27 protein-coding genes and 1 pseudogene are annotated in these 24,333 nt (G+C 49.7%); 19 read left to right on the forward strand and 9 right to left on the reverse strand.

What is annotated here, in order from left to right; all coding sequences use genetic code 11:
* The first annotated feature begins 37 nt into the window (after positions 1-37).
* Positions 38-1,309, forward strand: a complete 1,272-nt coding sequence (locus NYE48_RS13455) for a Gfo/Idh/MocA family protein (RefSeq protein WP_340999032.1) — start codon at positions 38-40, stop codon at positions 1,307-1,309.
* Positions 1,310-1,439: 130 nt separating this feature from the next.
* Here the strand turns inward: NYE48_RS13455 and NYE48_RS13460 are convergent, their stop codons facing one another.
* Positions 1,440-1,757 carry a hypothetical protein gene (locus NYE48_RS13460; protein WP_340999033.1) on the reverse strand — a complete coding sequence of 106 codons (318 nt, stop codon included), beginning with the start codon at positions 1,755-1,757 and terminating at the stop codon, positions 1,440-1,442.
* A 19-nt stretch (positions 1,758-1,776) separates the two neighbouring features.
* Complete coding sequence (locus NYE48_RS13465; protein ID WP_036709694.1) at positions 1,777-2,010, reverse strand: hypothetical protein; 234 nt, start codon at positions 2,008-2,010, stop codon at positions 1,777-1,779.
* A 360-nt stretch (positions 2,011-2,370) separates the two neighbouring features.
* Here NYE48_RS13465 and NYE48_RS13470 point away from each other — a divergent pair, with 360 nt between their 5' ends.
* From NYE48_RS13470 to NYE48_RS13485, 4 genes are all read left to right on the forward strand, one after another.
* The gene (locus tag NYE48_RS13470; RefSeq protein ID WP_341000655.1) at positions 2,371-2,982 is read left to right on the forward strand and encodes a helix-turn-helix transcriptional regulator; all 612 of its coding nucleotides are present in this window, start codon (positions 2,371-2,373) and stop codon (positions 2,980-2,982) included.
* A 13-nt stretch (positions 2,983-2,995) separates the two neighbouring features.
* Positions 2,996-3,799, forward strand: coding sequence for a pyruvate, water dikinase regulatory protein (locus tag NYE48_RS13475; RefSeq protein ID WP_212949583.1), 804 nt, complete (start codon positions 2,996-2,998; stop codon positions 3,797-3,799).
* Positions 3,800-3,857: 58 nt separating this feature from the next.
* Complete coding sequence (glpX, locus tag NYE48_RS13480; protein WP_340999034.1) at positions 3,858-4,832, forward strand: class II fructose-bisphosphatase; 975 nt, start codon at positions 3,858-3,860, stop codon at positions 4,830-4,832.
* Between the two features lie 370 nt (positions 4,833-5,202).
* The gene (locus NYE48_RS13485) at positions 5,203-5,592 is read left to right on the forward strand and encodes a RidA family protein (RefSeq protein ID WP_036709690.1); all 390 of its coding nucleotides are present in this window, start codon (positions 5,203-5,205) and stop codon (positions 5,590-5,592) included.
* Between the two features lie 93 nt (positions 5,593-5,685).
* Here the strand turns inward: NYE48_RS13485 and NYE48_RS13490 are convergent, their stop codons facing one another.
* Positions 5,686-6,531, reverse strand: coding sequence for an NmrA/HSCARG family protein (locus NYE48_RS13490; RefSeq protein ID WP_340999035.1), 846 nt, complete (start codon positions 6,529-6,531; stop codon positions 5,686-5,688).
* A 142-nt stretch (positions 6,532-6,673) separates the two neighbouring features.
* Here NYE48_RS13490 and NYE48_RS13495 point away from each other — a divergent pair, with 142 nt between their 5' ends.
* From NYE48_RS13495 to NYE48_RS13510, 4 genes are all read left to right on the forward strand, one after another.
* Complete coding sequence (locus NYE48_RS13495) at positions 6,674-7,012, forward strand: winged helix-turn-helix transcriptional regulator (RefSeq protein WP_036709685.1); 339 nt, start codon at positions 6,674-6,676, stop codon at positions 7,010-7,012.
* A 45-nt stretch (positions 7,013-7,057) separates the two neighbouring features.
* Positions 7,058-8,065, forward strand: a complete 1,008-nt coding sequence (locus NYE48_RS13500) for a phosphotransferase family protein (protein WP_340999036.1) — start codon at positions 7,058-7,060, stop codon at positions 8,063-8,065.
* Positions 8,066-8,311: 246 nt separating this feature from the next.
* Positions 8,312-8,806: a sigma-70 family RNA polymerase sigma factor gene (locus NYE48_RS13505; RefSeq protein ID WP_340999037.1), complete on the forward strand. Its 495-nt coding sequence runs from the start codon at positions 8,312-8,314 to the stop codon at positions 8,804-8,806.
* Positions 8,807-8,826: 20 nt separating this feature from the next.
* Positions 8,827-10,266, forward strand: coding sequence for a hypothetical protein (locus NYE48_RS13510; RefSeq protein ID WP_340999038.1), 1,440 nt, complete (start codon positions 8,827-8,829; stop codon positions 10,264-10,266).
* A gap of 149 nt (positions 10,267-10,415) precedes the next feature.
* On the opposite strand, the gene NYE48_RS13515 is transcribed toward NYE48_RS13510, so the two are convergent.
* Positions 10,416-11,093 (reverse strand): cyclase family protein, encoded by a 678-nt coding sequence (locus NYE48_RS13515; protein ID WP_340999039.1) that lies wholly within the window; start codon positions 11,091-11,093, stop codon positions 10,416-10,418.
* Positions 11,094-11,230: 137 nt separating this feature from the next.
* On the opposite strand from NYE48_RS13515, the gene NYE48_RS13520 reads away from it, so the two are divergent.
* The 9 genes from NYE48_RS13520 to xerS all read left to right on the forward strand — a co-directional run bounded on the left by NYE48_RS13520 (position 11,231) and on the right by xerS (position 18,378).
* Positions 11,231-11,785: a PadR family transcriptional regulator gene (locus tag NYE48_RS13520; protein ID WP_156124568.1), complete on the forward strand. Its 555-nt coding sequence runs from the start codon at positions 11,231-11,233 to the stop codon at positions 11,783-11,785.
* Between the two features lies 1 nt (position 11,786).
* Positions 11,787-12,767, forward strand: a complete 981-nt coding sequence (locus tag NYE48_RS13525; protein ID WP_340999040.1) for a BtrH N-terminal domain-containing protein — start codon at positions 11,787-11,789, stop codon at positions 12,765-12,767.
* A gap of 87 nt (positions 12,768-12,854) precedes the next feature.
* A complete protein-coding gene (locus tag NYE48_RS13530) occupies positions 12,855-13,826 on the forward strand; it encodes a helix-turn-helix transcriptional regulator (protein ID WP_340999041.1) in 972 nt (323 codons plus the stop codon).
* A gap of 95 nt (positions 13,827-13,921) precedes the next feature.
* Positions 13,922-14,440, forward strand: a complete 519-nt coding sequence (locus NYE48_RS13535; RefSeq protein WP_036709676.1) for a DinB family protein — start codon at positions 13,922-13,924, stop codon at positions 14,438-14,440.
* Positions 14,441-14,477: 37 nt separating this feature from the next.
* Positions 14,478-15,017 (forward strand): DUF1697 domain-containing protein, encoded by a 540-nt coding sequence (locus NYE48_RS13540; protein ID WP_036709673.1) that lies wholly within the window; start codon positions 14,478-14,480, stop codon positions 15,015-15,017.
* Positions 15,018-15,161: 144 nt separating this feature from the next.
* Positions 15,162-15,494, forward strand: a complete 333-nt coding sequence (locus tag NYE48_RS13545; RefSeq protein WP_036709672.1) for a winged helix-turn-helix transcriptional regulator — start codon at positions 15,162-15,164, stop codon at positions 15,492-15,494.
* 227 nt (positions 15,495-15,721) lie between these two features.
* On the forward strand, positions 15,722-16,450 hold the full coding sequence (locus NYE48_RS13550; RefSeq protein WP_340999042.1) for an NAD(P)-dependent oxidoreductase: 729 nt from the start codon (positions 15,722-15,724) through the stop codon (positions 16,448-16,450).
* 14 nt (positions 16,451-16,464) lie between these two features.
* Positions 16,465-16,923, forward strand: a complete 459-nt coding sequence (locus NYE48_RS13555; RefSeq protein WP_212949570.1) for a DUF2269 family protein — start codon at positions 16,465-16,467, stop codon at positions 16,921-16,923.
* Positions 16,924-17,307: 384 nt separating this feature from the next.
* Positions 17,308-18,378 carry a tyrosine recombinase XerS gene (gene xerS, locus NYE48_RS13560; RefSeq protein WP_340999043.1) on the forward strand — a complete coding sequence of 357 codons (1,071 nt, stop codon included), beginning with the start codon at positions 17,308-17,310 and terminating at the stop codon, positions 18,376-18,378.
* A 163-nt stretch (positions 18,379-18,541) separates the two neighbouring features.
* Here the strand turns inward: xerS and NYE48_RS13570 are convergent, their stop codons facing one another.
* Entirely contained in the window at positions 18,542-18,976 is a 435-nt protein-coding gene (locus tag NYE48_RS13570) for a hypothetical protein (protein WP_246536841.1), read from the reverse strand.
* A 246-nt stretch (positions 18,977-19,222) separates the two neighbouring features.
* Here NYE48_RS13570 and NYE48_RS13575 point away from each other — a divergent pair, with 246 nt between their 5' ends.
* Positions 19,223-19,885, forward strand: a complete 663-nt coding sequence (locus NYE48_RS13575) for a serine hydrolase (protein ID WP_340999044.1) — start codon at positions 19,223-19,225, stop codon at positions 19,883-19,885.
* A 315-nt stretch (positions 19,886-20,200) separates the two neighbouring features.
* Here NYE48_RS13575 and NYE48_RS13580 read toward each other — a convergent pair.
* From NYE48_RS13580 to NYE48_RS13595, 4 genes and pseudogenes are all read right to left on the reverse strand, one after another.
* Positions 20,201-20,575 (reverse strand): annotated as a pseudogene (locus tag NYE48_RS13580) (response regulator transcription factor); the annotation flags it as partial.
* Between the two features lie 342 nt (positions 20,576-20,917).
* Positions 20,918-21,751 (reverse strand): carbohydrate ABC transporter permease, encoded by an 834-nt coding sequence (locus NYE48_RS13585; RefSeq protein WP_340999045.1) that lies wholly within the window; start codon positions 21,749-21,751, stop codon positions 20,918-20,920.
* Positions 21,752-21,777: 26 nt separating this feature from the next.
* Positions 21,778-22,656, reverse strand: a complete 879-nt coding sequence (locus NYE48_RS13590) for a carbohydrate ABC transporter permease (protein ID WP_081992359.1) — start codon at positions 22,654-22,656, stop codon at positions 21,778-21,780.
* 195 nt (positions 22,657-22,851) lie between these two features.
* The gene (locus NYE48_RS13595; RefSeq protein WP_212949563.1) at positions 22,852-24,183 is read right to left on the reverse strand and encodes an ABC transporter substrate-binding protein; all 1,332 of its coding nucleotides are present in this window, start codon (positions 24,181-24,183) and stop codon (positions 22,852-22,854) included.
* Positions 24,184-24,333: the final 150 nt, after the last annotated feature.

A 24,333-nucleotide genomic window follows, 5' to 3' on the forward strand; every position in this document is an offset into this window, starting at 1 on the left:
AGGATTTCCATCATATCAAGGGTAGGGGAGAACAAACATGAACAAACTGACAGCCGTATTGGTTGGAGCGGGAGCACGGGGAGGAGCGTATGCCCGGTACGCATTGGATTATCCGCATGAACTTGACGTCGTTGCCGTGGCCGAGGCCGACCCGGTAAGAAGGGCCAAATTCGCCGAAGCCCACGGCATCCCGCCGGAGCGGTGTTACGAATCATGGGAGCTGCTGCTGAAAGAGCCGCGTTTGGCCGACATCGCCATCATTTGCACGCAGGACCGGATGCATCATGGGCCTACGATGCAAGCATTAAAACAAAAGTATCACGTTCTGTTGGAAAAACCGATGTCGCCTTCGCCGGAGGAGTGCTTGGATATGGAGCGAATGGCGAGCGAGCAAGGCCGTTTGCTGACGATCTGCCACGTGCTGCGTTACACGCCGTTTTGGAGCACGATCAAAAAAGTGATCGACGAAGGGCGGATCGGGGAAATCGTCTCCATCCAATTAAACGAAAACGTCGGGTATTGGCATGTCGCCCACAGCTTCGTCCGGGGCAATTGGAACAATTCTGATAAATCGAGCCCGATGATTCTGCAGAAATCATGCCATGATATGGACGTTCTCTCTTGGCTTATGGACCGTCCTTGCGTACGGGTCAGCTCCTTCGGTTCCTTGAAGTATTTCCATGAAGGCAGCGCCCCGGAAGGATCGGCCGACCGCTGCTTGACCTGTTCCGTGGAACCCAACTGCGCTTACTCCGCGCCGCGGTTTTATTTGAGCGACGAATTCCGCGGGTGGGCAAGGCATTTTACGCCGGAACTGACGAGGGAAAGCATCGTCAAAGGGTTGCAGGAAACGGACTACGGCCGCTGCGTGTTCCGAAGCGACAACAACGTCGTCGATCACCAGGTCGTCAATTTGGAGTTCGAAGGCGGCGCTACGGCGATGTTCAGCATGTGCGGTTTCACGTTCGAGCAGGAACGGCGCATTCAAATCATGGGCACGCAAGGCGAGCTGCGCGGGGAAGAAGACAAAATCACGCTGTACGATTTTCTTACCCATCAAAAGACGACCATCGAAATTCCGGTGCAAACGAGCGGACATGGCGGCGGCGACAGCGGCATCGTGCGGAGCTTCATCGATCAGGTTCGGAATGCGGGCAGCAAGGAAGGATTAACGTCGGCATCCGTTTCCGTCCGCAGCCATATGATCGCTTTTGCCGCGGAAGAATCCCGTTTGAACGGCGGACAGGTGATCAAACTGAACGATTTTATGCAGAAATGGCAGCCGGCGGGCGTCGACTCCAATTCTTAAGGACGTCCTAATACATGAAATAGGACGTCAAAAAGCTCTGTTTTCTTCCCGATCCGGGAACGAAAGCAGAGCTTTTTTTACATGTCTGAAGCCATCGGGGGCTGTCTTTTGCATCATGCGGTTTCTCGGGTTAAAGCCGTTCTTCGAGCACGTTCATCGACGCAATATGGTCTTTGGTTTCCTGCGTCCCCAGACGATGCAGCAATTGATAAATATCCTTCAGGTCGCGCTCGAAATAATCGTTATCGCGGTCATAATGCTCGGGGATGCCCGGATAATGCATGCGGTAGTAGGTTTCCATGTCGAAGTGGCTCATGGAATCGAAAAGTCCGCGAAGCTCCGTAATTTCCTCCGGCGTCGCTTCGATGACGAATTCATAGGAAGAGTCCCCTTGGGATTCCATGATCGTCCGGGATTGTACCGATACGTAATATTTTCTTTTGTCCACATCAAACACTCCTGACGAATTAAGTTAAGCCCTTGATCTCAAAATACCACCAGACTAACGCGCCCAAGACGATCAGCACGGGGACGGCCAAATACAAGATGACAATGGGATTGGCAAGCAGCGGGTGCCTGGCGATCGTGGGATGGATGTGATCCCGTTCATGGTGTTGTTGTTTGCGCATGATGGAGATGGACATATATAACGAAACTGCGCAGACGATGACGGCCAGGACGGCCAGCACGGTGTACATCATCGGATTCCTTTCTCCCCTTTCGGCATTGGAACATTATATCGGAATGCGTATGCAAAACGAAGGTGATCGTTTCGATTTGCGGCAGAATTAGCGGAAGTTTACTGCCAAGAATGTGTTATTATGGTGTGCTTAATCGACAATATTATTCATGAACCATCGAATCGGCAAACATGCTGAATATGAATCAGACATTCAACTTCTACTATTATGCATGATATATATCCTAATCAGGGTGTCCGAAATCAAATTAGGACGTATTAAATATTGATTATTTTATTTATATGACGTATTATACAAACAGACATTTATCGCCAGAGAGAGGAGGCAACCATTATTAAACTGACCCCGCGGCAACAGGAAATTCTCGATATCGTAAAAAAACACGCGCCCGTGACAAGCGAGCAGATCGCCGAAATGCTTCACTTAACCAGGCCAACGATCCGTTCGGATTTGTCGATCCTGGTCTGTCTCGATTATATCGCCGCCAAACCGAAGGTCGGGTATTTTCCGGGAACGAAAAAAACGGCGGCCGAAGAAAACAAGGCCTCGCTCTTGGATTTGAAAGTTGGCGATATTCACGGCGTTCCGGTTATCGTCAGGGAAACGACGACCATACACGATGCGGCGGTGACCCTGTTTCTTGAAAATGTAGGCCACCTCATCGTCACCGACGAGGACGGCAAGCTTGTAGGCATCGTCTCCCGTAAAGATATGCTTAAAGTAACGCTCGGCAATGCCTCAGCGGCCGCCATGCCCGTCAGCTTTATCATGACCCGGAGAGCCAATGTGGTCACCGTATCTCCGGAAGATACCGTTCTTGACGCCGCGCGCAAAATCATTGCGCATCAGATCGACAGCCTGCCGGTCGTCGTTCCGGCGGAGTCCGGCATCGACGGAGAAGTTCACGTGGTTGGACGGATTTCCAAAACGAATATCATACGAAAAATGCTTGAGATATTAGCACCGGAATAATGGGAGGAATGGGATGAAACAGGCGTCAACCCGTGTTATAGCCATATGCTCGGATGCGATCGGGGAAACCGCTGAGGCGGTGGCGATGGCCACCCTTCGGCAGTTTGAGCTGGCCAACACGGAAATCAAACGAATCATGAATGTACGGCATGAAGATGAAATCACCCGGTTGATGGAGGATGTGGCTGAGCGCGGCGGACTCGTCATTTACACGATCGTTCAGCCGGAACTTAGAGAAGCCATCAAGGAGGAATCGATTCGGCTCAATGTCCGCACCGTCGATATTATGGGACCGATGATGCAGGCTGTGATCGATACGTTCAACGATACGCCGAAACGGCTTCCCGGGCTCCTTCACCGGCTGGACGAAGATTATTTCCGCCGCATCGAAGCCGTGGAGTTCGCGGTCAACAACGATGACGGCAAAGATGTCGGAGCGATCCTGAAAGCCGACATTATCCTGCTGGGCGTATCCCGGGTTTCGAAGACGCCGCTGTCGATTTTTTTGGCCCATAAAGGAAAAAAGGTCGTCAATTATCCCGTCGTTCCGGAATTGACTCCCCCGGCGCAGCTGCGCGAGGTCACAAACGGCAAAATTTTCGGGTTAACCATCGATGCGGAGCAGCTGGTCAAAATCCGCTCCGAGCGGCTCAAATCGCTTGGCCTTCCGCTGGAAGCCCATTACGCATCCCTGGAACGCGTTCAGGCCGAACTGAAATACGCGCATTCGCTGTTCGAAACGTTAGGGTGCCCGGTCATCGACGTCACGGATAAAGCAATCGAGGAGACGGCAGGACTTATTATGCAATACTTCTAAATTAAGATGCTACAAATGCTTTTAAACGAGAAAAATGGATCGATGGAGGGAAAACAAAATGGAACATCAAATAGCTTTGGAGCTCGTCCGAATCACCGAAAAAGCCGCGCTCGAGGCTGCCCGCTGGACAGGTAGGGGAGACAAAAACAGCGCGGATGAGGCCGCCACCACGGCGATCCGGAGCCATCTGAACTCCGTGGCTATTGATGGCACCGTCGTGATCGGAGAAGGAGAAATGGACGAAGCCCCCATGTTGTACATCGGTGAAACGGTTGGGAACCGGCGGGGACCGAAAATCGACATCGCGGTCGATCCGATCGAAGGAACCGAAACGGTCGCAAACGGTTTGAATGACGCGATCTCGGTCCTTGCCGCGGCCCCGAAAGGCAATCTGCTGCACGCACCGGACATTTATATGGAAAAATTGGCGGTAGGCCCGCAGCTGGCAGGTCATCTTTCGTTAAACGATCCGATCGAAACGACGCTGAAAAAAGCATCCGCAGCGTTAAACAAATCCATGTCCGAGATGACCGTTTCGATTCTTGATCGCGAGCGTCACCGGGATTTGATCGGCGCGCTCCGGAAAGCGGGAGTACGCATCAAGCTGTTGAAGCACGGGGACGTGATGGGGGCGATCGAAGCCGCTACCGACAGCGAAGTGGATATGTATATCGGTTCCGGAGGCGCCCCCGAAGGCGTGCTGGCGGCAGCGGCGCTGAAAAGCCTGGGAGGGGAAATGCAAGGCCGGCTGCTGCCGGACGGTCCCGAAGAAACCGAGCGCGTGCAAAAAATGGGATTGGCCGATCCGCGGCAGCTGCTTGGCATGGATGATCTGGTCGGCACGGATCACGTCATTTTCGTTGCCACCGGCATTACGGGGGGAGACTTCCTGAGCGGTGTTCGCTACATGCCGAATCAAAAAGCCGAAACCCATTCCGTCATCATGCATTCGGGAAGCCAAATGGTCAGCTTCCTGCGCACGATCCATAAGCTGCCTTTAACCCGGGAAATTTTCACGCATGCCGCAATATAAATAACGGATCTTATAAAATAGAAAACAAACCCGGGAGTGGTACCTCATACCGCTTCCTGGTTTGTTTTTTTAGGTTTATATGTTTTCCCGGAGAACGGCGACGCCGTATGGCGCTAACCGGTCTTAAGTATATAATCGAAATGAAGCTGCTTTAAAATGGGACAAATGATACTTGATAATTTCATATCATAATAATAAAATATTATTATAAATGACAGATTGTTGACCTTTGGTCTGCTATAACGCCGCGCGAGTTTTTTTTTTCAGCCATTGAAGCGGCAATTTATGGCGCATATGCATTATCACTCGGTCGAACAATATTTCATTCCATCCTGATTGCACTAAAAATACGGACTAAGGAGCCATGATCATGACACAACCAACGATTCAACCCATCGCAACCTCAAATGCCCCCGGAGCGATCGGTCCATATTCGCAGGCCGTTCGCATGGGGAACCTGCTGTTTGCTTCCGGACAACTTGGCATCGATCCCGCGACAGGCGAAATGCCGGCAACGGTCGAAGAGCAAACCCATCAATCCTTGAAAAACGCGAAAGCGATTCTGGAAGCGGCAGGCACGGATTTGTCCCATGTGGTCAAAACGACGGTTTTCCTGAACGACATGAACGATTTTGCGAAAGTGAACGAAATTTATGCAAGCTATTTCGCGCAGCCGTTCCCGGCCCGCAGTGCCGTACAGGTCGCCAAATTGCCGAAGGACGGACTCGTGGAAATCGAAGTCATCGCCATGATTCCGTAAAGGCCGGCAAGCAGCCCATGTAAATGGGCTGTTTTTTTATAGTTTTTTTCCCCGTTTTCTTCGGAAGCTTTTGGCATGACGGCTTGATGCGATTTAAAAGGATATGTTCGATTGCGGCAGCCAATCTGCAAATCTTAAGAGCTCTGGATGGAGCTGACGGAGATATTCCAAATCCGCCTTATAACCTTCCCTGATAAAAAAACGGGTGGCTTTGATTCCGTCATGCTCGTGTTTCGGCTCAGGAGCCGATAGCGGATACACCGCATGGACGCCAAAAAAACGGCTGATCCGCTCGGCAAGCTGTCGGACCGTCAGTTCGTCGCCGGCGATTTCGAGCGATTGTCCGATAAACCGATCCGGCTGCTCGAAAGCTTTCCGCGCAAATCCGCCGATATCTTGAACGGCAATCATTTGCACTTTGGTATCGGGTTCCCCTTTATAAGGAAGAAGAATTTGGCCATCTGCCTTTTGGAGCGTGAATTTAAAGTTTTCCATGAACATCACCGGGCGAAGGATCGTTGCGGGCAAATGCAGCTCACGGATATACCGCTCAATTCTTCCCTTGTTTTCAAACGAGGTGATCCCGGTATTCCGATCGGCTCCTGCGGCCGAGCTGTAAACCAAATGCGATACTCCCGCTGCCTTGGCGCATTCGGCAACGCGTTTCCCCTGAAGTTCTTCCTTTTCGGGATGGTCCAAATCCAGCGCTTGAACGCTAAATACCCCATAGACGCCGTCCATGGCTTTTACCAATGTATCCGGGTCATCCAAATCCCCTTTCACGGTTTCGATCCCCAGCTTCGCGAGCGATTGCGAAGCCGCGTGCTTGGGATCCCGCACCAATGCCCGAACCTTCCATCCCTTTGCCGCCAACTGTCGGGCCACCGCGCCTCCTTGTTGTCCCGTGGCCCCCATGACCAAAATCACTTGTGAAGACATTCATTTTCCTCCTAGCACAATGTATCTTAGCGATAATCCGCTGTTGATAGTGTAACGGCGATGAAATATGATTTAAAGAAGGCAATATTTTTAAATATAATTTCAGAAAGTAAACTTACTATCTTTTTTATAGGAGAAAAGCATGGACATCCATACAGAAGAAGAACAGTGTCTTTATAACATCCAGCAGGCCATCGAGGTATTGGGAGGGAAATGGTCCTTTTTGGTTCTGGGTCAATTGTTTTGCCATGACGTCCAGCGTTTTAACCAGCTGCGAAGAACTTTGAAACAGATCAGCACCAAATCTTTGCGGGATACGCTGCGCCATTTGGAAGAAAATCAAATCGTGAAGCGGACCGTGCTTCCCACCGTACCCGTGACCGTGGAATATTCCTTGACCGATAAAGGAAGGGATTTTAAAACCATTATTTCCGAAATGCGGAGATGGGGCGAAAAATGGGGCAGCGGCGCAAGCGAATAATTCCTTGCAGATGCAAAGGGCCGTGCAGGGAGAAGGAGGGACGGGGTGACCACCCGGATATTTTTTTCAACGAATTCATTGGGCAGCATCGCTGCAGGACAAATCCAGAACATGCTTGACCGGTTTCATCTGGGCGAATTTGTTTCGTCCGAGCGGACCGCCGAAGGAGTCATGCAGCAGACGATGTTTATTACGTCGACTTCCGGAGAATTTGTGCTTAAAGGCAATCCGATTTATGAAGGGCAATGGGCGGAGGAGAAGTTTTTTGTCGATCACTTGCATGAAATCTGCCGTGTGCCCGTGCCGGTCCCGTACATCATCGATGACCAAAGCGATATTTTTGGGTGGAGCTACGCCCTCATGCCGCGTCTTCCCGGCGTACATTTTAATGATCCTGCTGTTCAAGCTGCGTTGTCGGGGACAGATCAATTGATGATCGCTTCACGTTTGGCCGAGACTTTAACTCAACTCCATCGCTGGAAAACGGATACTTTCGGTGAATTCGATCCCGTGCTGCGGCGCATCCATCCTTTTGCGGATACCTATGGGTCATGGCTTTATAGCACGATCAAGTTTTGGCTGGCTGACGCAAAAAAATATTCCGATATCCGTGCCGAAGATCAGCGCTGGGCAGATCGCGTGCTGCAGCACTCGAAACCTTCATTTGATGCTTTGGAAATTCCGTCTTTCGTCATGGGGGATTTCAAGCCCGAGAATGTTCTTATGGAGCATGATGGGGACGGATGGCGGGTTAGCGGCGTCATCGATTTTACCACCTCCTATTTCGGGGACAGCATCGCCGATTTATGTAAAATAACCCTGCATTACCTTGATCTAGGCCAGGAAAAACTGGCTAAACGGTTCATTATGGAATATATGGGGCGAACGAATGCCGGCGAAGCCGAGATTCAAAGACTGAAGGTGCATTTGCTTCATCAACGCGTGCTGGATTGGGGATGTGCATACGCCACCCAAAGCGTAACCTGGGACAAACGGCTTTCGTTTTCGGAATGGGCGGATCGCTTTGTCCAGTTTGCTGCGGACATCAACTGAATATGTCCCTTCTCTTACAAACTGTCCCTTCTCTTACAAACTGTCCCTTCTCTTACAAACAGCCTGATCGATCCATTCGTTTGGGCTGTTTTGCTGCGTTTTAGAAAATCAAGCGGAAAAAATTCGAAAAATAAATTTTAATCGTTTTTTCGAGCTGCCTCGTCTTACTTATGTGAAACGAGTTTGGAAGGCTTCCATCGCAAACCGAAAAATAGAGAAGGGGGGCGGTTATGGGTGGAAAACACGATGAAAAAAGCGAATGTCGCAAGCTTGGACGTGATGGACGAAGAAGCTTTTTTCAGAGCTATAGCCGGCGAGCAGCGTAAATTGTATTCGATTGCCTTCAGTTATATGCGCAATGAGACGGACGCGCTGGAAATCGTGCAGGAGGCGGCATGCCGGGCTTGGATGAAACGCAAAAAGCTTAAAAACGAGCAGGCCTTTGTCCCGTGGCTCATTCGGATCACGATCAACTGCTGCATGGACGAGCTGCGCCGCAAAAAACGCGTTGTGCCAACGGATACGTTTAAAGAGGAAGCCGTTCAGGAGATGAAAAGCAGCGACAAGATCGACCTGGAGCGGGCGATGGCCAAATTGAAAAAGAAGTACCGCCATGTCGTGATACTGAAATATTATCAGGACATGACGACTGCGGATATCGCCAAAGTGCTGCAAAAGCCCGAGGGCACGGTCAAAAGCTGGCTGCGCGAAGGATTAAAACAGCTTCGGAAATATCTGTAAGGACAGGAGGCGAATCGTACATGTTGGAAAAAGAACAGCGCATACTGGCACAGGATTCGGACGACATAAGCAAAAAAGTCCATGACCTTCCCGAGATGAAGCTTTCCACTGCGGTACGCCGCGGCATGATGCAAGGGAGGAACCGGGAAATGCGAAGACGCAAACTATTTTACGGAATCGGGGCTATCGCCGTTGGAGCGGCAGCCATTATGATCACTATTTCATCGCTGGGAGTTGCCCCAAAGGAAAAACCATACGAACTGGTGCAAACGACAAGGAGCCCGCAACCGGCAAATTTCGAATCGTTCCGGCCGATTGCTGCACAAGACCAGGGCATTGCCGCCGCGTTGGACCACGGGCTCGTGAAGCGGATCGATCAAAGCGTGGAGAAAAACGGTTTCCGCATCGATATTGCAGGCGCTTTTACGGATGGACGAAAAGCATACATCATGTACAGCGCGCAGAATCTTACGGACCATACCGCGGATCCCCTAGTGGAGTCGCTTGATTTTGGGGGAGTCGAAGCATCGCACTTTCGGGCACAGTCGAAACATGCCATGGGCAGCAACATACTAATGCCGGGCCAAACAGGCTACTATGTTTATACGGCAAACTTCGTCCCATCCGCGTCGTATAAAGGAGACGCCACATTAGCCGTTAAAATTTGGGATTCCACCACCAATGAATACCGGGATCAATTGAAATTTACGATTCCGCTCGAACCGAACATGTTCAAAAACGAGGAACGCATCTACCATCCGGGCAGCACGCTGACCGTCGACGGGCAAAAAATCAACGTGCGCCAGGTACAGTTTACGCCGCTGAACACCTATGTGGATTTGGAATACGATCGCAGCAACGGCAAGCAGATTTTTAAACTGCTGAATCCGGTCTTGATCGGAAAAAGCGGAGACAAGATCCAGAAAGCGTATTATCCGGATACGATGTTTTCCGACGAAACGAAAGTGACGCTCGTGTTTAAAACCAACACGTTTGACCAACTGGACCGAACGGAGCTGAAGGTTGCCGGTGTTGCGGCTTTGGATAAAGACAAGATGAAAATCGTCGTCGATTTGAACAAAAAGGAGATCATTGAAGCGCCGGACGATCATATTCAAATCATCGAACCGGAGGGGCGGCCGGCGGGAGCGGGAGAGATTTTGTTCCATTATAAGCTTGAAAAAGCTCAGGCTGCGGAAAGCTTCGGCTTGTGGCTGGAGGACAGCTTCACGGATGCCGAAGGCGTCAAGCATAAAAGGCTGTCGCCGGAACACATTAAGCAGAGCGGACATACCGTGTCGGGAAATCCGGATGATTCGACCGAAGATTATAATCCCTATAATTTCGGAAAAGAAGCTCTCGACTACCCGCAGCCGCTGACGATCGGCATCAAACAATACTGGAATCCCATCATGGAATCGCAATCGGTCGACTTGGTTTCGAAAAAAGGGAACCTATAGACCATGAAGCCGAAAAAAGCAAGCTGAGGAGCCCGCAAGGTTTCTTGGCTTGTTTTTATATTGTCCATGGACCTGCTTTCCGGCAAAAGAACAACGTTCATTTCGACATACAAAAACACGCTCGCTTTAAATGCGGCGTGTTTTGTTTCTTACGGCAAAATGGCGAAGGATCGCACCGGAAATCCGGATGCCTTCTCCGGCTTAGGCACGATGTTGAAAATGACGGCTCCTTTGGCAGGCACCTTGTCCAAATTTTTCATCAGTTCGACTTGATAGGCGTCTTGTCCGAGTACGTAGTATTCGGCCAACAGGGCGCCGTTTTTTTGGTAATCGACGCTTGCGTCCGTATCGAACGTTTCATGCCCGATCGCTTTGATTTTGCGTTCCTGGAACAAAAACTCAAGAGCGGGGAGCGACCATCCCGGCGCATGGCTGTTGCCGTCCGCGTCTTTGTTATCGAAGGCAACCTTGTCGGGCCAACGTTTGCTCCAGTCGGTGCGCAAAGCGACGAAGGAACCTTCCTCAATCAGTCCATGCTCCGCTTCGAATTGCAGAACGTCCTCCACGCCCAGCGCGAAATCATGGTTGGCTTCAGCTTCTTTCGATTTGTCGATCACGACGAGGGGGAGAACCAGTTCCTTCAAATCAAGCTCTTCCAGATAACGGGTATTTCGGACAAAATGGATCGGAGCATCCAAATGGGTGCCGTACTGCCCGGGGAACGTAAAGCTTTGGGCAAAAAAGCCGTCATCATGCTGAAACAACGTCGTAAATTGCGCATCGGCAAACGCCGAAAAATGGGGCGAATACTTTTGATGCAGCGGCATGTAAATAACCGCAAGGAATCCTTTGGATTCGGCATGGAGATGAACCAGGATTTTAAAGAGATTCCATCTTTGGTTGATTTTATATTACACTACTGTTATATTATACTAGTGAAATATTAATGAAACGAGTGAGCTCCGTGATGAACTTATCCAATGTGGAATTTATGCTGCTCCAATTAATTGCTGAATTGGATCAAGCTTCGGGATACGATATCAACAAATTAATCGATCAGCGCGGTTATCGGCAGTGGGCCAATATAGGCACGACTTCGGTGTATGCGGGACTGAAAAAATTGAACGAAAAAAAACTGGTCGAGTCGGAACCCGTGGGCGAAAAATCCGGAAAAGGCCCGATACCGACGCGATTTGCGATCACGGAAAGCGGAAAGGCAGCGCTGCGTAACGAAATCTTAACCAGCCTTTCCACGTCGCGGGAGCGGGAGCAGCGTTTTGATCTCGGGCTGGCGGCGTTGCCATTCATCGAGGAAAACGAAGCTGTCGAAGCTTTGCGGAAGAGGCTGGATGTTCTTGATGAGGCTGCACAAACCATTACACGAACCTTTGAATCGCAGGGCGGCGCTCGGCTGCCGATTCACGCAAGGTCCCTGTTCCGTCATCCGCTGAACCTTATCGAAAGCGAACGGGCATTTGTGCTTGAACTAATCCATGAATTGTCGGAGGAGAGGAAATAGTATGTCTCATATCATCCAAGGTTTCGTTCCGTATGAAGGCGTGCATTGCGAAACGACGGCGATGGGCAATTTGCTTCAATTTGCAGGCATCCGGCTGTCGGAACCGATGTTGTTCGGGCTTGGGGAAGGATTAGGTTTTATTTATTGGGATTCGAAAAACATGGATTTTCCTTTTATCGGGGGAAGGATCAAAACGGATCGATTGTCTGCGCGGATCGCATCCCGGCTGAATTTGACTCATCGCGTCCAGGAAACAAGTTCGATCGAAAAAGCGCGGAAAAACGTGCAGAACTGCCTGGAACGCGGGATTCCGGTAGGGCTTAAACTGGATTCCTATTACTTGGATTATTTTACGAACAAAGTACATTTTGCAGGCCATTATGCGGTGATTTACGGGATGGATGCGGAATACGCTTATATGGCGGACACGCGGCAGCAAGGGGGACTATTGAAGACGCGTTTGGACCGGCTGGCCATGGCGAGGAATGCCAAGGGGCCCATGAGTTCCCGGAATCTTTCCTTTACCATCGAACCCGCGGGCGATCTTCCGCCGCTGAAACCCGCCGTTCGTTCGGCTTTGTCCCAAAATGCGCATGACTTTTTGAATCCCCCCATCCAAAACGCTGGCCATAAAGGCATACTCAAAATGAGCAAAGAAATCTTGAAATGGCCCTCCCGAAGCAAAAATTTTGAGCATGACCTGTGCCTGACCGCGTTGCTGATGGAAAGGGGCGGTACCGGAGGGGCGCTTTTCCGGAACTTGTATCGGGATTTCCTGAACGAAAGCGCGGAGCTGTTGGAGGACCCCAAAGTCAAACAAGCCTGCTTGATGTTCGAGCGCATCGCTCCTATGTGGGCCGCCGTTTCATCCCTGATCGACGATGCCGGAAAAACGGGAAGCTTCCACAACTTAGAGCAGGCTTCCAGGCTTTTGCTTGAGATCGCGGATCAAGAACGGAAGGCCATGGAGTTATTATTGTAACGAGGATCGATGGATATAGGTTGAAGCTGTGCTTTGCCATACGCATACTAAAATCAATATTTTTGTGAGGAAAAGGGGGTGTTCCTTATGGCGAAATGGGATAACATGTTGTCCATGCTTTGGATGCTGCGGTCCGGCAGGAAGCTTACCGCCGCGCAGATCGCGGAGAGCTTGGAGATCAGCGTCCGTACCGTGTACCGGTATATCGACGCCTTATGTGCCAGCGGCGTGCCGATCGTCGCAGAATCGGGCCATGACGGGGGCGTGCGCATTCTGGAAAGCTTCAAGGAGACGCCGTTGTTCTTCAACTCGGTAGAGCTGAAAGCGCTAGTGGAAGCGTTTAAATTTGCGCAAGGCGCCGGCTACCCGTATACCGAGGAGCTGGAAACCGCGCTTACGAAGGTGGAAAACGGGCTGCAGGAAGAGCAGCGTCACGATCTGTCTCGCCGGACGAGCGGCTTGGATGTCATTGCTCCGGCCCGTCCGCCGTCCGTTATTCCCTTGCTCAGGGAACTGGAACAGGCGGAGAAGGACAGGCGAACGATCCGCATCGCCTATCGCAAAGCAAACGCGGAGCAAGCCGACGAACGGGAAGTCGATCCGTATGGCTTGGCATACGACCGAAACGAATGGTACGTTGTTGCGTTTTGCCATCGTTCGCGGGCGGTGAGGACGTTCCGGGTAGACCGCATCGCGCGAATGGAACCGACGGAAGCGTTGTTCGAAAAGCCGGAGCATTTTTCCGTGACCGCTTTCTTCCGCGACCAGTCCGAACGGGAACGGGAGGCGGACGGACCGCTGACGGTTATCCGCATCGAAGGAGAGCCTGAGACGCTGAACGCGCTTTGCGTTCATTGGCATATGCGCCACTATCTGACGGAACGGACCGACCGGGAGGCGCGGTTTCTGATCGACATTCCGACGATGAACAAATACCTCCCCATGTATCTGATAACGTTCGGCACGGGCATCCGCATCCGGGAACCGCTGGAGCTGAAGCATCGGATTCAGGAAATGGCATACGGAATCGCCAAACATTACGAAAACGATCCGGATTGAACTTCCCTGACAACCTTTGTCAGCGAACCCGATGTAACATGAACATAAGGCTGCAGCAGCCAAATGACGTTAAACAAGGAAGGGGGGCTTCAACCATGCTTTCACACCCTCATCAATTATACGAATATCATGTTTGGGCAAACGATCGGCTACTCGCACACCTGAAGCAGCTTCCAGAGGAAGTATTCCATGCCGAAGTGACAAGCGTGTTTCCATCCGTGTCGCAAACGTTCGGGCATATTTACTTGTATGAACAGCTCTATAAGTCCGTTCTTGCGGAAGTTCCAAATGAGGACATTTATCCGAAGATCCCGGGCTGGACGAAGGAAGTGCAAGGTATAAGCCTGGATCAGATGCGGAAGCTGTTTGACGACGTTGCCGAACAGTTCCGCGATTTGCTGCGGTGTACGACCGACCCGGAGAAGGCGATGTCGATATGGCATCCACATTACGGGCGAATCGATACGTTTTTCTCCGAAATTCTGCGGCACGTGGTCAACCACGGGACTTACCATCGGGGCCACGTAACTGCCATGTTAAGACAGCAAGGGTATGCCGGCGTGCCGACCGATTACATGTTTTATTTGCTGGAACGACAGGGATGTCATCAGTGACCTGCGGATTTCAAGTCGGGTAGTCTAGGAGGCCATTATGGTTTATGTTGCATTGCTTCGGGGAATCAATGTTGGCGGAAAAAATAAAATCGACATGAAACTTCTAAAAAAATCCTTCGAGCAAGCCGGTATGAATAACGTCGTTACATATATCAATTCAGGCAATATTGTTTTTACGGACAGTCACCGAACAAAAGCAACAATATCCCGCATCCTGGAAACGTCTATTCAAGAAAACTTCGGTTTACAAATCAAAGTATTGGTGCTTGATATAGATGATATGAATAGAATCATGTCTGCGCTTCCGGAGCCGTGGACGAACGACGATCAGACGAGATCCGATGTGCATTTTTTATGGGACGAAATCAATCATGAATCCGTGCTGGACATGCTGGTCATCAAACCGGGCATTGATGAGGTGATATACGTTCCGGGAGCTATTTTATGGTCCGTTAGCAGGCAAAATGTCACAAGAAGCGGGATGACGAAGATCATCGGATCGGATATTTATCGGCAAACGACCGTAAGAAACGTAAATACGACCCGCAAAATATATGAACTCATGCGGCATTCGTAGAGGAGGAATTGAGTAACTGCATTCGGTAAAGGCTTTATCTGTTTAGATACATAACGATTGACTCGAATGCAGACCTTATTGTAAAATTTTGTTATGTGGACTTTAGGTAAGGCACTTCCTGATAAGTAAGGGAATGATTCATCAATGATTCATCAGCGCGAATGTCCAATCGAGACGCTCGTTCATGTTTTAAACGGCAAATGGAAGCCGATGATTCTGTGGCACTTGATCGAATCCACAAAGAGATTCAACGATCTGGAAAAGCTTATACCTGATGTTTCACAAAAAATGCTTACACAACATCTCCGGGATTTGGAACGGGAAGGCATCGTCGATAGAAAGGTCTATCCTACGGTCCCTCCAAAAGTTGAATATTCTCTTAGCGAATACGGCCAAACATTGATTCCCGTAGCGGAAGTCATGTGTGCTTGGGGGGAGAATCATAATAAGCGGAAATATGCAGAGCCGGCGTCATAAAGCGGTTTAATGAACTTGCATATTGAATACAGTCAACTCAAAATAAAAGCTGCTCGGGATTCCGGGCGGCTTTTTGTTTACTCCTTACCCGAATAAATTGTTCGGTTCCCTCATGCTTACTTTTAAGTAAGTCCCCTACTTTAAAGTGGGTTCTTAACATCATGTAGCTGCGATGCTAAGCTTGAGCTATCCAAATATTAGGATCCATTAAAGGGGAGGAAAAAACAGTGAACATCATTGTTTTTGGAGCGACGGGGAATACGGGGAAAAGAGCGTTAGTGCAAGGGATGAAACGGGGACATGAAATGACCGCTTTTGTACGAAATGCTGAGAAGCTTGCTGGCCAACTAGGTCAATATTCCGCACAACATGTGAAGGTAATCGAGGACGATATGATGGACCCGGTAAGCGTCCGTAAGGCACTCGCGAACCAAGACGCCGCTATTATTGCAGCGGGCCATGCGGGACAGGGAGAAGAGTTTGTTCGGATCGTCGATAACATAATAAGCCAATGCGAATTGGAGCCAAGTTTCTCCGGGCGGGTATGGGTCATGGGAGGAGCGGGCCTGCTGGATATTCCTTATACCGATCTGATCGGCAATAATCTACCCGGCTTCCCGCCTGAATATCAAGATCACAACCGGAATTTCGAAAGGCTGCAGCAGACGGGACTCGATTGGTCTATGATGTGTCCGGGAACCATGATGGATCCGATGGAGCATCCAGATCCGGTTCGTCTACATGTAACAACGGATATCTTGCCCGTTCCGATGCCGGAGGAGATCAGGGAATATGCCGAGGCTGAGATTGCCGGTCATTTGTTTAGCAGATTTCAAGAGCTGAATGTTGCTTACGATGATGTCGTCATGTGTATGCTTGACCATCTTGAGCCAGGAGGAGCATATAAAAGGAAACGGGTCGGCCTAGCCTATCAAAGCAATGTTTCGGTTCGTTGAGGAGGAGGGGGATTATGGGATTGTTTGGATTATTGCTTGCTCTGCACATCTTGTCTTCGATCGCCATCATTGGCCCCGCTTTCGTGATGCCCATCTTTCGAAGATCTGCTAAAACTGCCGACCAGCTGCACTTTGTTTTGGGTATGACGACGAAGCTTGCCATTATACCTAAAATTGGCGGAACCATGCTTGTTATAACCGGAGTTTGGCTTATGATTCTGACCAAGATGGGGTTATCCCAAATGTGGCTGAATGTATCCATCCTTTTATCGCTGCTCATGGTCGTCATGATCGACGGATGGGTCGAGCCGCGTATGAAAAAGATCGCAAAGATCCTATCTGAAAGTCAAGGGCAGGGTCACGTAATCCCCGCCGAGTTCGGACTGCTGATCCGGAAGATCGCACCTATCGAGACGGCGGCACAGCTGCTGATGATTGGCACCCTGGTGCTTATGGTCGTTAAGCCATTTTAAAGAAGCCGATGAGAGGCGCCCTAACCAAATTGTGATCAGTAATGCACCATCAGCAAAGGAAAAGGGAGTTTCGGATGTGGAAAAGGCTTTTGCTTCCTATACGGAAGCTCCTTTTTATATCGGAAGACAAGACTTATGTTTTTCCTCTACCAATAGAAAAGCTAATACTCGTCAACAGAAGAGGGTATTAGCCTGTTTTAATAGCAAATTTGCCGTCGGCCAAAGCATTATCATTCGGATTTGACCGATCGAGTTAATGTTTTTAATACCTCGAATTAGCGCCTTCATTTGCATCAACTAATGCATCAACTAAATTACGTAAAATAATAATTTGACGAATAATTAGAAAAGAGTTACTCTGATGATAAGGAGGTTTGGCAATAAGTGGATAAAACTGCGAAGCTGCATTATATGAAACGCGTCGAAGCCAAATGCGCCGAGCTGCCTTGGTATGTAACCGAATACATCGATAGCCGCAAACGAAAACTGTCGCATACGACGCTGCTGAATTACTGCCACGATTACCTGATCTTTTTTGATTGGCTTGTTTCGTTAAAACCCGCGGTCGATGATCGCAAAAACATTGAATTGTCGCTACTGGAATCGCTGACCGTACGCGAGGTCGAAAACTTCCTGTATTTCCTGGAATATCAATTGGATAACAACAAATATACGATTAACCGGAAATTGTCGGCTTTAAAATCGCTGTTTGATTATCTTCAAAACAAAGCTGAAACACCGGACCTCAAGCCGTATATTCAGCGCAATGTCATGGCCAAAATCGATTTTAATTCCATCAAGGAAAGCCAGGAAACGATCGCTTATCGCATTGAAGGCAAAATTTTGCGCGAAGATGATTTTGAGAAGTTCCGTCAGTTTGTGGCGCATGATTTTGGCGTATTAAACCAGGATAACCGACGCTTACAGCGCTTTCATGAATTTAACCGGGAGCGGGATACGGCCATCGTGTCATTGATTCTCGGATCCGGACTGCGATTATCCGAAGTAGCGGGCATCAACCTGGAGGATCTGGATATGAACAAAGGCCAGGTGCGCGTGCTGCGTAAAGGCGGCAAAGAGCAATACGTATATTTTAGCAAGCAAGCGTTATTGGACCTGGAAAATTATTTGAAGATCCGGGAAACCCGGTATGTACCGGCAAAATCGGAAAATTGCCTGTTTATAGCGGCGCCGATCGGACGCAAAGGCCAAAGCCGGCGATTGACGCCGAGATCGATCGAAAAGCTGATCGAAAAATACGCTGCAGCGTTTGGCAAGCCGGCATTAACCGTGCATTCCTTGAGGCATTCGTTTGCGACGCGATATCATTTGGAGAACAACGACGTGCCGAAGCTCAAAAATCAGCTGGGACATTCGTCGATTCAAACAACGATGATCTACACGCATTTGACAGATGAAGAGATGAGAAAAGCCGTCAATAATATGGATAAGTGAAAAATCAATAAAATAGCCGCTTCCGGCGGTTTTCTTTAATAGATTTTCACAAAACTCGTATTTTGTACATATGTCTTCTAACGCCAGTTATTTTATTTTCAGCTCCAACTGCTTGTTGTATCATTCATGAAGAACTGAAATGTAATGTTAAAATGGTCTTTCACTATTCCGAAGCAGGGACTGAATTCAGTTTCTTGCAACGGGAATATAACTTGTCCTTTTTCGCTGAATTTTTGCTCTCAGGACGCTTCATCAGAATTTCTATGAATTTAGACATCAGTTTCTCTACTTCTTTCTCAGTCGCATACTTTGCATAGCCTCGAATTGCAGTCAATCTCATATCTAGATAGCGCTCTTTTTTAAACGCTTTTAAGAAGAATTCCTTTAAATCAATATCTTCACAGAACACAAGTGCTTTCAATATAGTGTTGCGAAAGTACAAATTTTTAGCCTTAAAATATAGTTCTATTAAAAATTCAACATCTTCATTTGACAACGTTATATCCTTACATCTTTCCAGCAGCTGTTGAAAATCGTCTTTATTTTCAAACCCTCTTTTTTGGGACATTTTCTTAAGCTCTTCAATTATGTTTATCATTTGTACTCCCTCCATCATTTCCTTCTCTTCTCTGGCTAAGTGACCGGCTCAGGTAAACTAATCAAAATAAGCTCCTCGCGCCGCGACCTAATTTAGCCAAAGCAGCTTATTGAGCAAATTTATTTCTATGGAACCATGCTCTTGTCCTTCGTCAATACATCAAAGTAATTTTTTGCCCTCTTCTTATGTTCATTATCCATTACGGCAATCGGTACAAGCTTGTCACGATAAAACATAAGCTGCGGAGTGATTCCCCGCAGCTCTCTCGTCAAACCAGATTGTATCCGCCTTATTGTTGAGTGGCCAAGTAATTGGCTAGTTGCTCGAACGTGCCTTCAAAACCAACGTCCGGCGGCCGAAACGCCTGATAAGTGGACATCTGGCAACATCGGATGGGGACTGGGTTGGATGCTTTATGACTGGAACGGAGTTTCTGTGTTTGGACACGACGGTGCAACGATCGGGCAAAACAGCTATTTGCGCGTAGTCCCCGGATGCGGCGTAGCCGTTGCCTTATTGGCTAACGGCGGAAACACAGATCTGCTCCAGTCGGCTCTTTTTCGGGAACTTTTCAAGGAATTGGCCGGTGCGAGTATGCCTGACGCCGTGTTCGAACCGGCACCATACCCGCCAGCGGTTGATATTAAGCCGTTCGTTGGTACCTATAAGCGTCAAGGAGTCGTCATGACGGTTACGGAAAGAAACGGGATGCTGCATTTGTTATACGAAATTTTCGATGGCAGGCAAATCCCCTCTCCACCGCTGGAAATAACCCTCAGCCCCGTGTCAGAAACGGTATTTGCAGGGGCGGGCATCGGCCAGGACTGGATACCCGTGGTTTTCTCAACGCTGGCGGACGGTTCCGTATATTGCTACATCGGCATGCGAGCCGCACCGAAAATCGCGTAAGCGCTAAATTTTCTTTATAGTCACTCTGCGGGTAGTGTCAGCTTCACTGGGACTACCCCAGTAATAATCCTTCATCCATCCCCCGTTTTCGGTAACAATCTCTGTTGGATCGAAAGACCATTCCCTCCTCCTTGGCCGCTAAGTCGATATTTTTCATGGCATGAGGCCATCTTTACGGGTTTCCTATCGGAGCACGCGATCGTTTGACGATTACAAGTCTATCGGGCAAAATAATGGTTACCACCCGGATGTGACTCATCCTCAACAACTATTAAAGACAGTGCCATCATACCGCTCCAATGGATAAGAACCATTGCGTCCGGAAGGGGTCCCACCCCTTCGACGGATTAACACTTCTAATCTTGCAACCAACTCGTCCGTATGGAATGGTTTCGTTAAATAGTCATCAGCAAATTGCAAACCATCTACCTTATCAGTGACCGATGTTCGCGCAGATAATAGCAAAATAGGAACATCAGGAGCTGCCTTTTTTAATCGTTTCCCCACCGTAAATCCGTCTAAACCGGGTAACATGATATCCAAAACGACGACTTCATGCTGATGTACCTCTGTTTCGGCTCCTTCCCCAGATAACAGCCATTTAACGGTAAATCCCCGCTGTTCCAATTCTTCTTTTAGCAGGCTGCCTATTTTCTCATGATCTTCAATATATAATACATTTCTTTTCAAGCAACATCCCTCTCTCTATATCGTATTCATAAATGCTGCAAGAGAATCAACGGCATTGAGAAACCTCCAGGTTGCCTCATCCTCAAGCCAATGATCCCATTCGTCAATGCCATATAGCTCACTTTCTTCTCCATACTTTTTCATATATTATCATAATTTGGGTTCCGGGATATAACCCGAACGGCAGCAATTACTTGCTGGCCAGGCATCTTTCTCCGCCCCTCTTCGTAAATGAAAGCCAAAAAGCGTTGATCAAAACAGTTACGCAAAAAGCAGCATGGTCAAGGAACCTGACCATGCTGCTGCAACTTTGCTTGGATCAAAGACGAAGGAGCGCGATCGCTAACCTTTGATCCCGGAAAGCGTTACTCCCTCTATTATATAACGCTGACCGATGATATACACGATCAGTACCGGAATCAGCGCAATCGAGGCGCCGGCCATCATGAGCGTCCAGTCCGTGGAATACATGCCGCGGTACAGGTTCAGCATCATCGGGACGGTGAATTTTTCGGGAGTGTTCAGGAATATGAGCGGATAGAAAAAGCTGTTCCACATGCCGAGGAACGTGAAAATGCCGAGCGCCGACAAAGCCGGCTTCACCAGGGGCAGCATGATCCGCGCATAAATCGTCCAGCGGTTGGCGCCGTCCACGATGGCGGCCTCCTCCATCTCCTTCGGAATGCCTCTGAAAAACTGGCGCAGCAGAAACACGCCGAAGGCGTTAAACAAGGCGGCGGGCACAATGATCGACAAATGCGAATCGAGCCAGCCGATGCTTTTCATCATCAGATACAGGGGAATGATCGTGACTTGCCCCGGCACCATCATCGTCGCCAGAAACAGGACGAAGAGGGGCTCCCGGAGGGGGAAGCGGATCTTGGCAAACGCGTAAGCCGCCATCGAGCAGGTGAACAGCTGCGAAGCAACGACGATCACGTTGATGTAGAAGCTGTTGAAATATGCTTTTCCGAAAGGCAGCGCGGTTAACGAGGTTTTGAAATTGGACCACACGAACGGATCGGGGATCCATTTCGGCGGCACGATAAAAACTTGGGACAGATCCTTGAGCGAGCTGAGCAGCATCCATATAAACGGAAGTGCCATGATGCACGCGCCGATCAGCAATATAATATGAAGCAGGACGGTGGACAAGCGTAGTCCTCTGGTCTGCATGCGTTCTCCTCCTTATCCGGTCGATTCTAGTCCTCGTAATGAACCCAGCGTTTGGATATTTTCATTTGGAACAGCGTCAGCGCCAAGATCATGATGAACAAAATGACTGCGGTCGCCGTGCTTTTCCCGAACGTAAAGTCCACGAACGCCGAATCGTAAATATGAAACACGATCGTATAGCTCGCTTTCGCGGGCCCGCCGGAGGTCATGACGAACGACTGGTCGAACACCTGAAACGAACCGATGATCGTCATAATCGTCACGAAAAAGGTCGTCGGAGATAGCAGCGGAACGGTTATGTTGATAAACTGCTGCCATTTGCTGGCGCCGTCAATTTGTGCCGCTTCGTAATAGCTGGCGGATATGCCCTGCAGCCCGGCCAGGAACAAGACCATGTTCCCGCCAAGACCCATCCAGACGCTGAGCATGGCGATCGACGGCATGACAAACCGCGTATCGGTCAGCCAGCGGGGACCGTCGATCCCGAACCACTCCTTCAAATAAAGGTTGATCAGACCGAAATCCGCGTTAAACAGCCACATAAAGACGACGGCGACCGCAACGGACATCGTAATGTTCGGCATAAAATAAATGAGTCTGTAGATCAGCTTGCCTTTTACCCGGTTCAAGCCGACCGCGATGAGCATCGCCAAAATAATGCCCGTAGGCACGGTCAGCACCGTATAGTACAGCGTATTGACCACGGCGATCCGGAAATCCTCATCCTTGAACGTGTTGATGAAGTTGTCCAGTCCGACAAACTGCTTCTCCCCCATCCCGTCCCATTTCATCATGCTGAGCACGAAAGCCGAAATCAGGGGAATTAAGGAGAACAGCAGCAGTCCGACCAATTGGGGAAAAATAAAGACATACCCCCAAATCCCATCCGATGTCTTGCTTGTCATAGCGGTCTTCCGTTTGTTGTCCGGCTGCAAGGCCGGTGCAGAAGCCGTTCTGCTGGCCGTCTGATTCTGCATAAACAACCACCTTCCCTTTTGCGAATTATGCCTTATGAAGCGCTGGCCGTCAGCCGCCGGCCGTATGGAAAGAGGGAAGGAACGCTGCGCTGTGCCCTGCGCTCCCCCCCCTCCGGACTTTCGTTATTTGCCGTTTTTATAATCGTCGATTTTTTTGTTGGCCATGTCTTGAATGTCTTTGAGCGACGCGTCCAATTCGCCGTTCTTGAGCCACAGTGCCTCGAACTTGGAAGTGATGTCCGTGCTTAACCCCGGAATGCCGGCCTCGAACGGCGTCAGCGAATAACCTACCTCACGGGCATCGAGGAACAGCTGCGCATGCTCCGGCAGGTTGCCTTCCAGAACGACGTCATCCACGCCTTGAACGGACGGTACGGCATTGCCCCCGCCTTGCAGACGGAACTTCTGTCCTTCCGCGCTCAGGAACTCGGAATAGAAGGTATAGGCGGCGTCTTTATGCTTCGATGCGCTGTTCATGACCAGGAATGCCGTCGGAATTCCGGCCGGTTCAATCTTGTTGCCGGTGTTCGTCGGCCAGGTCACGACATCATACTCCAGGCTGGCGTTTTTCTTGAACAGCGGCAGATACCAGCGTCCGGCTCCGACGAAACCGACTTGGTTGGACATAAACATGGCGTCGCCGCCCTGCCCCTTCGGCAGCGTACCTGCAAATGTAATATTTTTCTCCTTCACGTTATCGTACAGGAACTGGAACGCTTCTTTCGCCTTCGGATCGTCATAACCGATAAACTTGCCGTTATCGTCGTAGACTTTGCCGCCGTTGGACGTTACCCAGCTGTAATAGCTGTTCCAGGAGTTGTCCAGTACGTATCCGTACTTTTTCGAGTCGCGGATTTTCTCCACCATGCCTTTGAAAGCGTCCCAGGTCCACTCACCCTTCGCCTGAAGGTCGGCCGGCATTTCCGTAATTCCCGCGTCCTTCAACACTTTTTTGTTGTACCACAGCACCATCGGGTTGCAGTCGACCGGCACGCCGTAGATTTTGCCGTCACGCTTCGCCGCGCCCCACAGCCCCTCGAAATAGTCCTCCGGTTTGATTCTGCTGTCTGCCGCCGTCATTCGCGGCGTTACTTCCTCGATGCTTTTGTTCTCGATCAGTTTCACGACAAAGCCATCGCCGGCATAAAACACGTCAGGAGCGGTTCCTCCCGTCAGCTGCGTCAAAATTTTCTGGTCGTATTCCCCCGGAATCGGAATCAGCTCCGCCTCAATGTCCGGATGCTTCGAGTTGAAGTCCTTCGTAAACTCTTGGAAGCGGGTCAGCTCTCCGGGATTCCCCCAGGTCGCCCATTTAATCTTGACCTTCTCCCCGCCGCCTTTGCCGTCTTCCGACACCGCTCCCTGGTTGTCGCTGCCGCCACCCGATCCGCATGCCTGCAGCACAACCGACGCCAACAATACCACCGCGAGCAAGGACTTTCTGAGCTTCTTCATTTCTTTACTCCCCCATTCAAAAGAGTAGTCGTCTGCTTCGTACCTCATCCTGAAAACGTTTACGTGAATATTATAAAACGGCTCCCTTCGCCATTTGAACGGCACTAATTTCCGAAATCGTGTCATGTTTTCCTATGTTTTCTATTTTGC

It is taken from the genome of Paenibacillus sp. FSL M7-1455 (assembly GCF_038004655.1).
Lineage (GTDB): Bacteria > Bacillota > Bacilli > Paenibacillales > Paenibacillaceae > Paenibacillus_AQ > Paenibacillus_AQ cookii.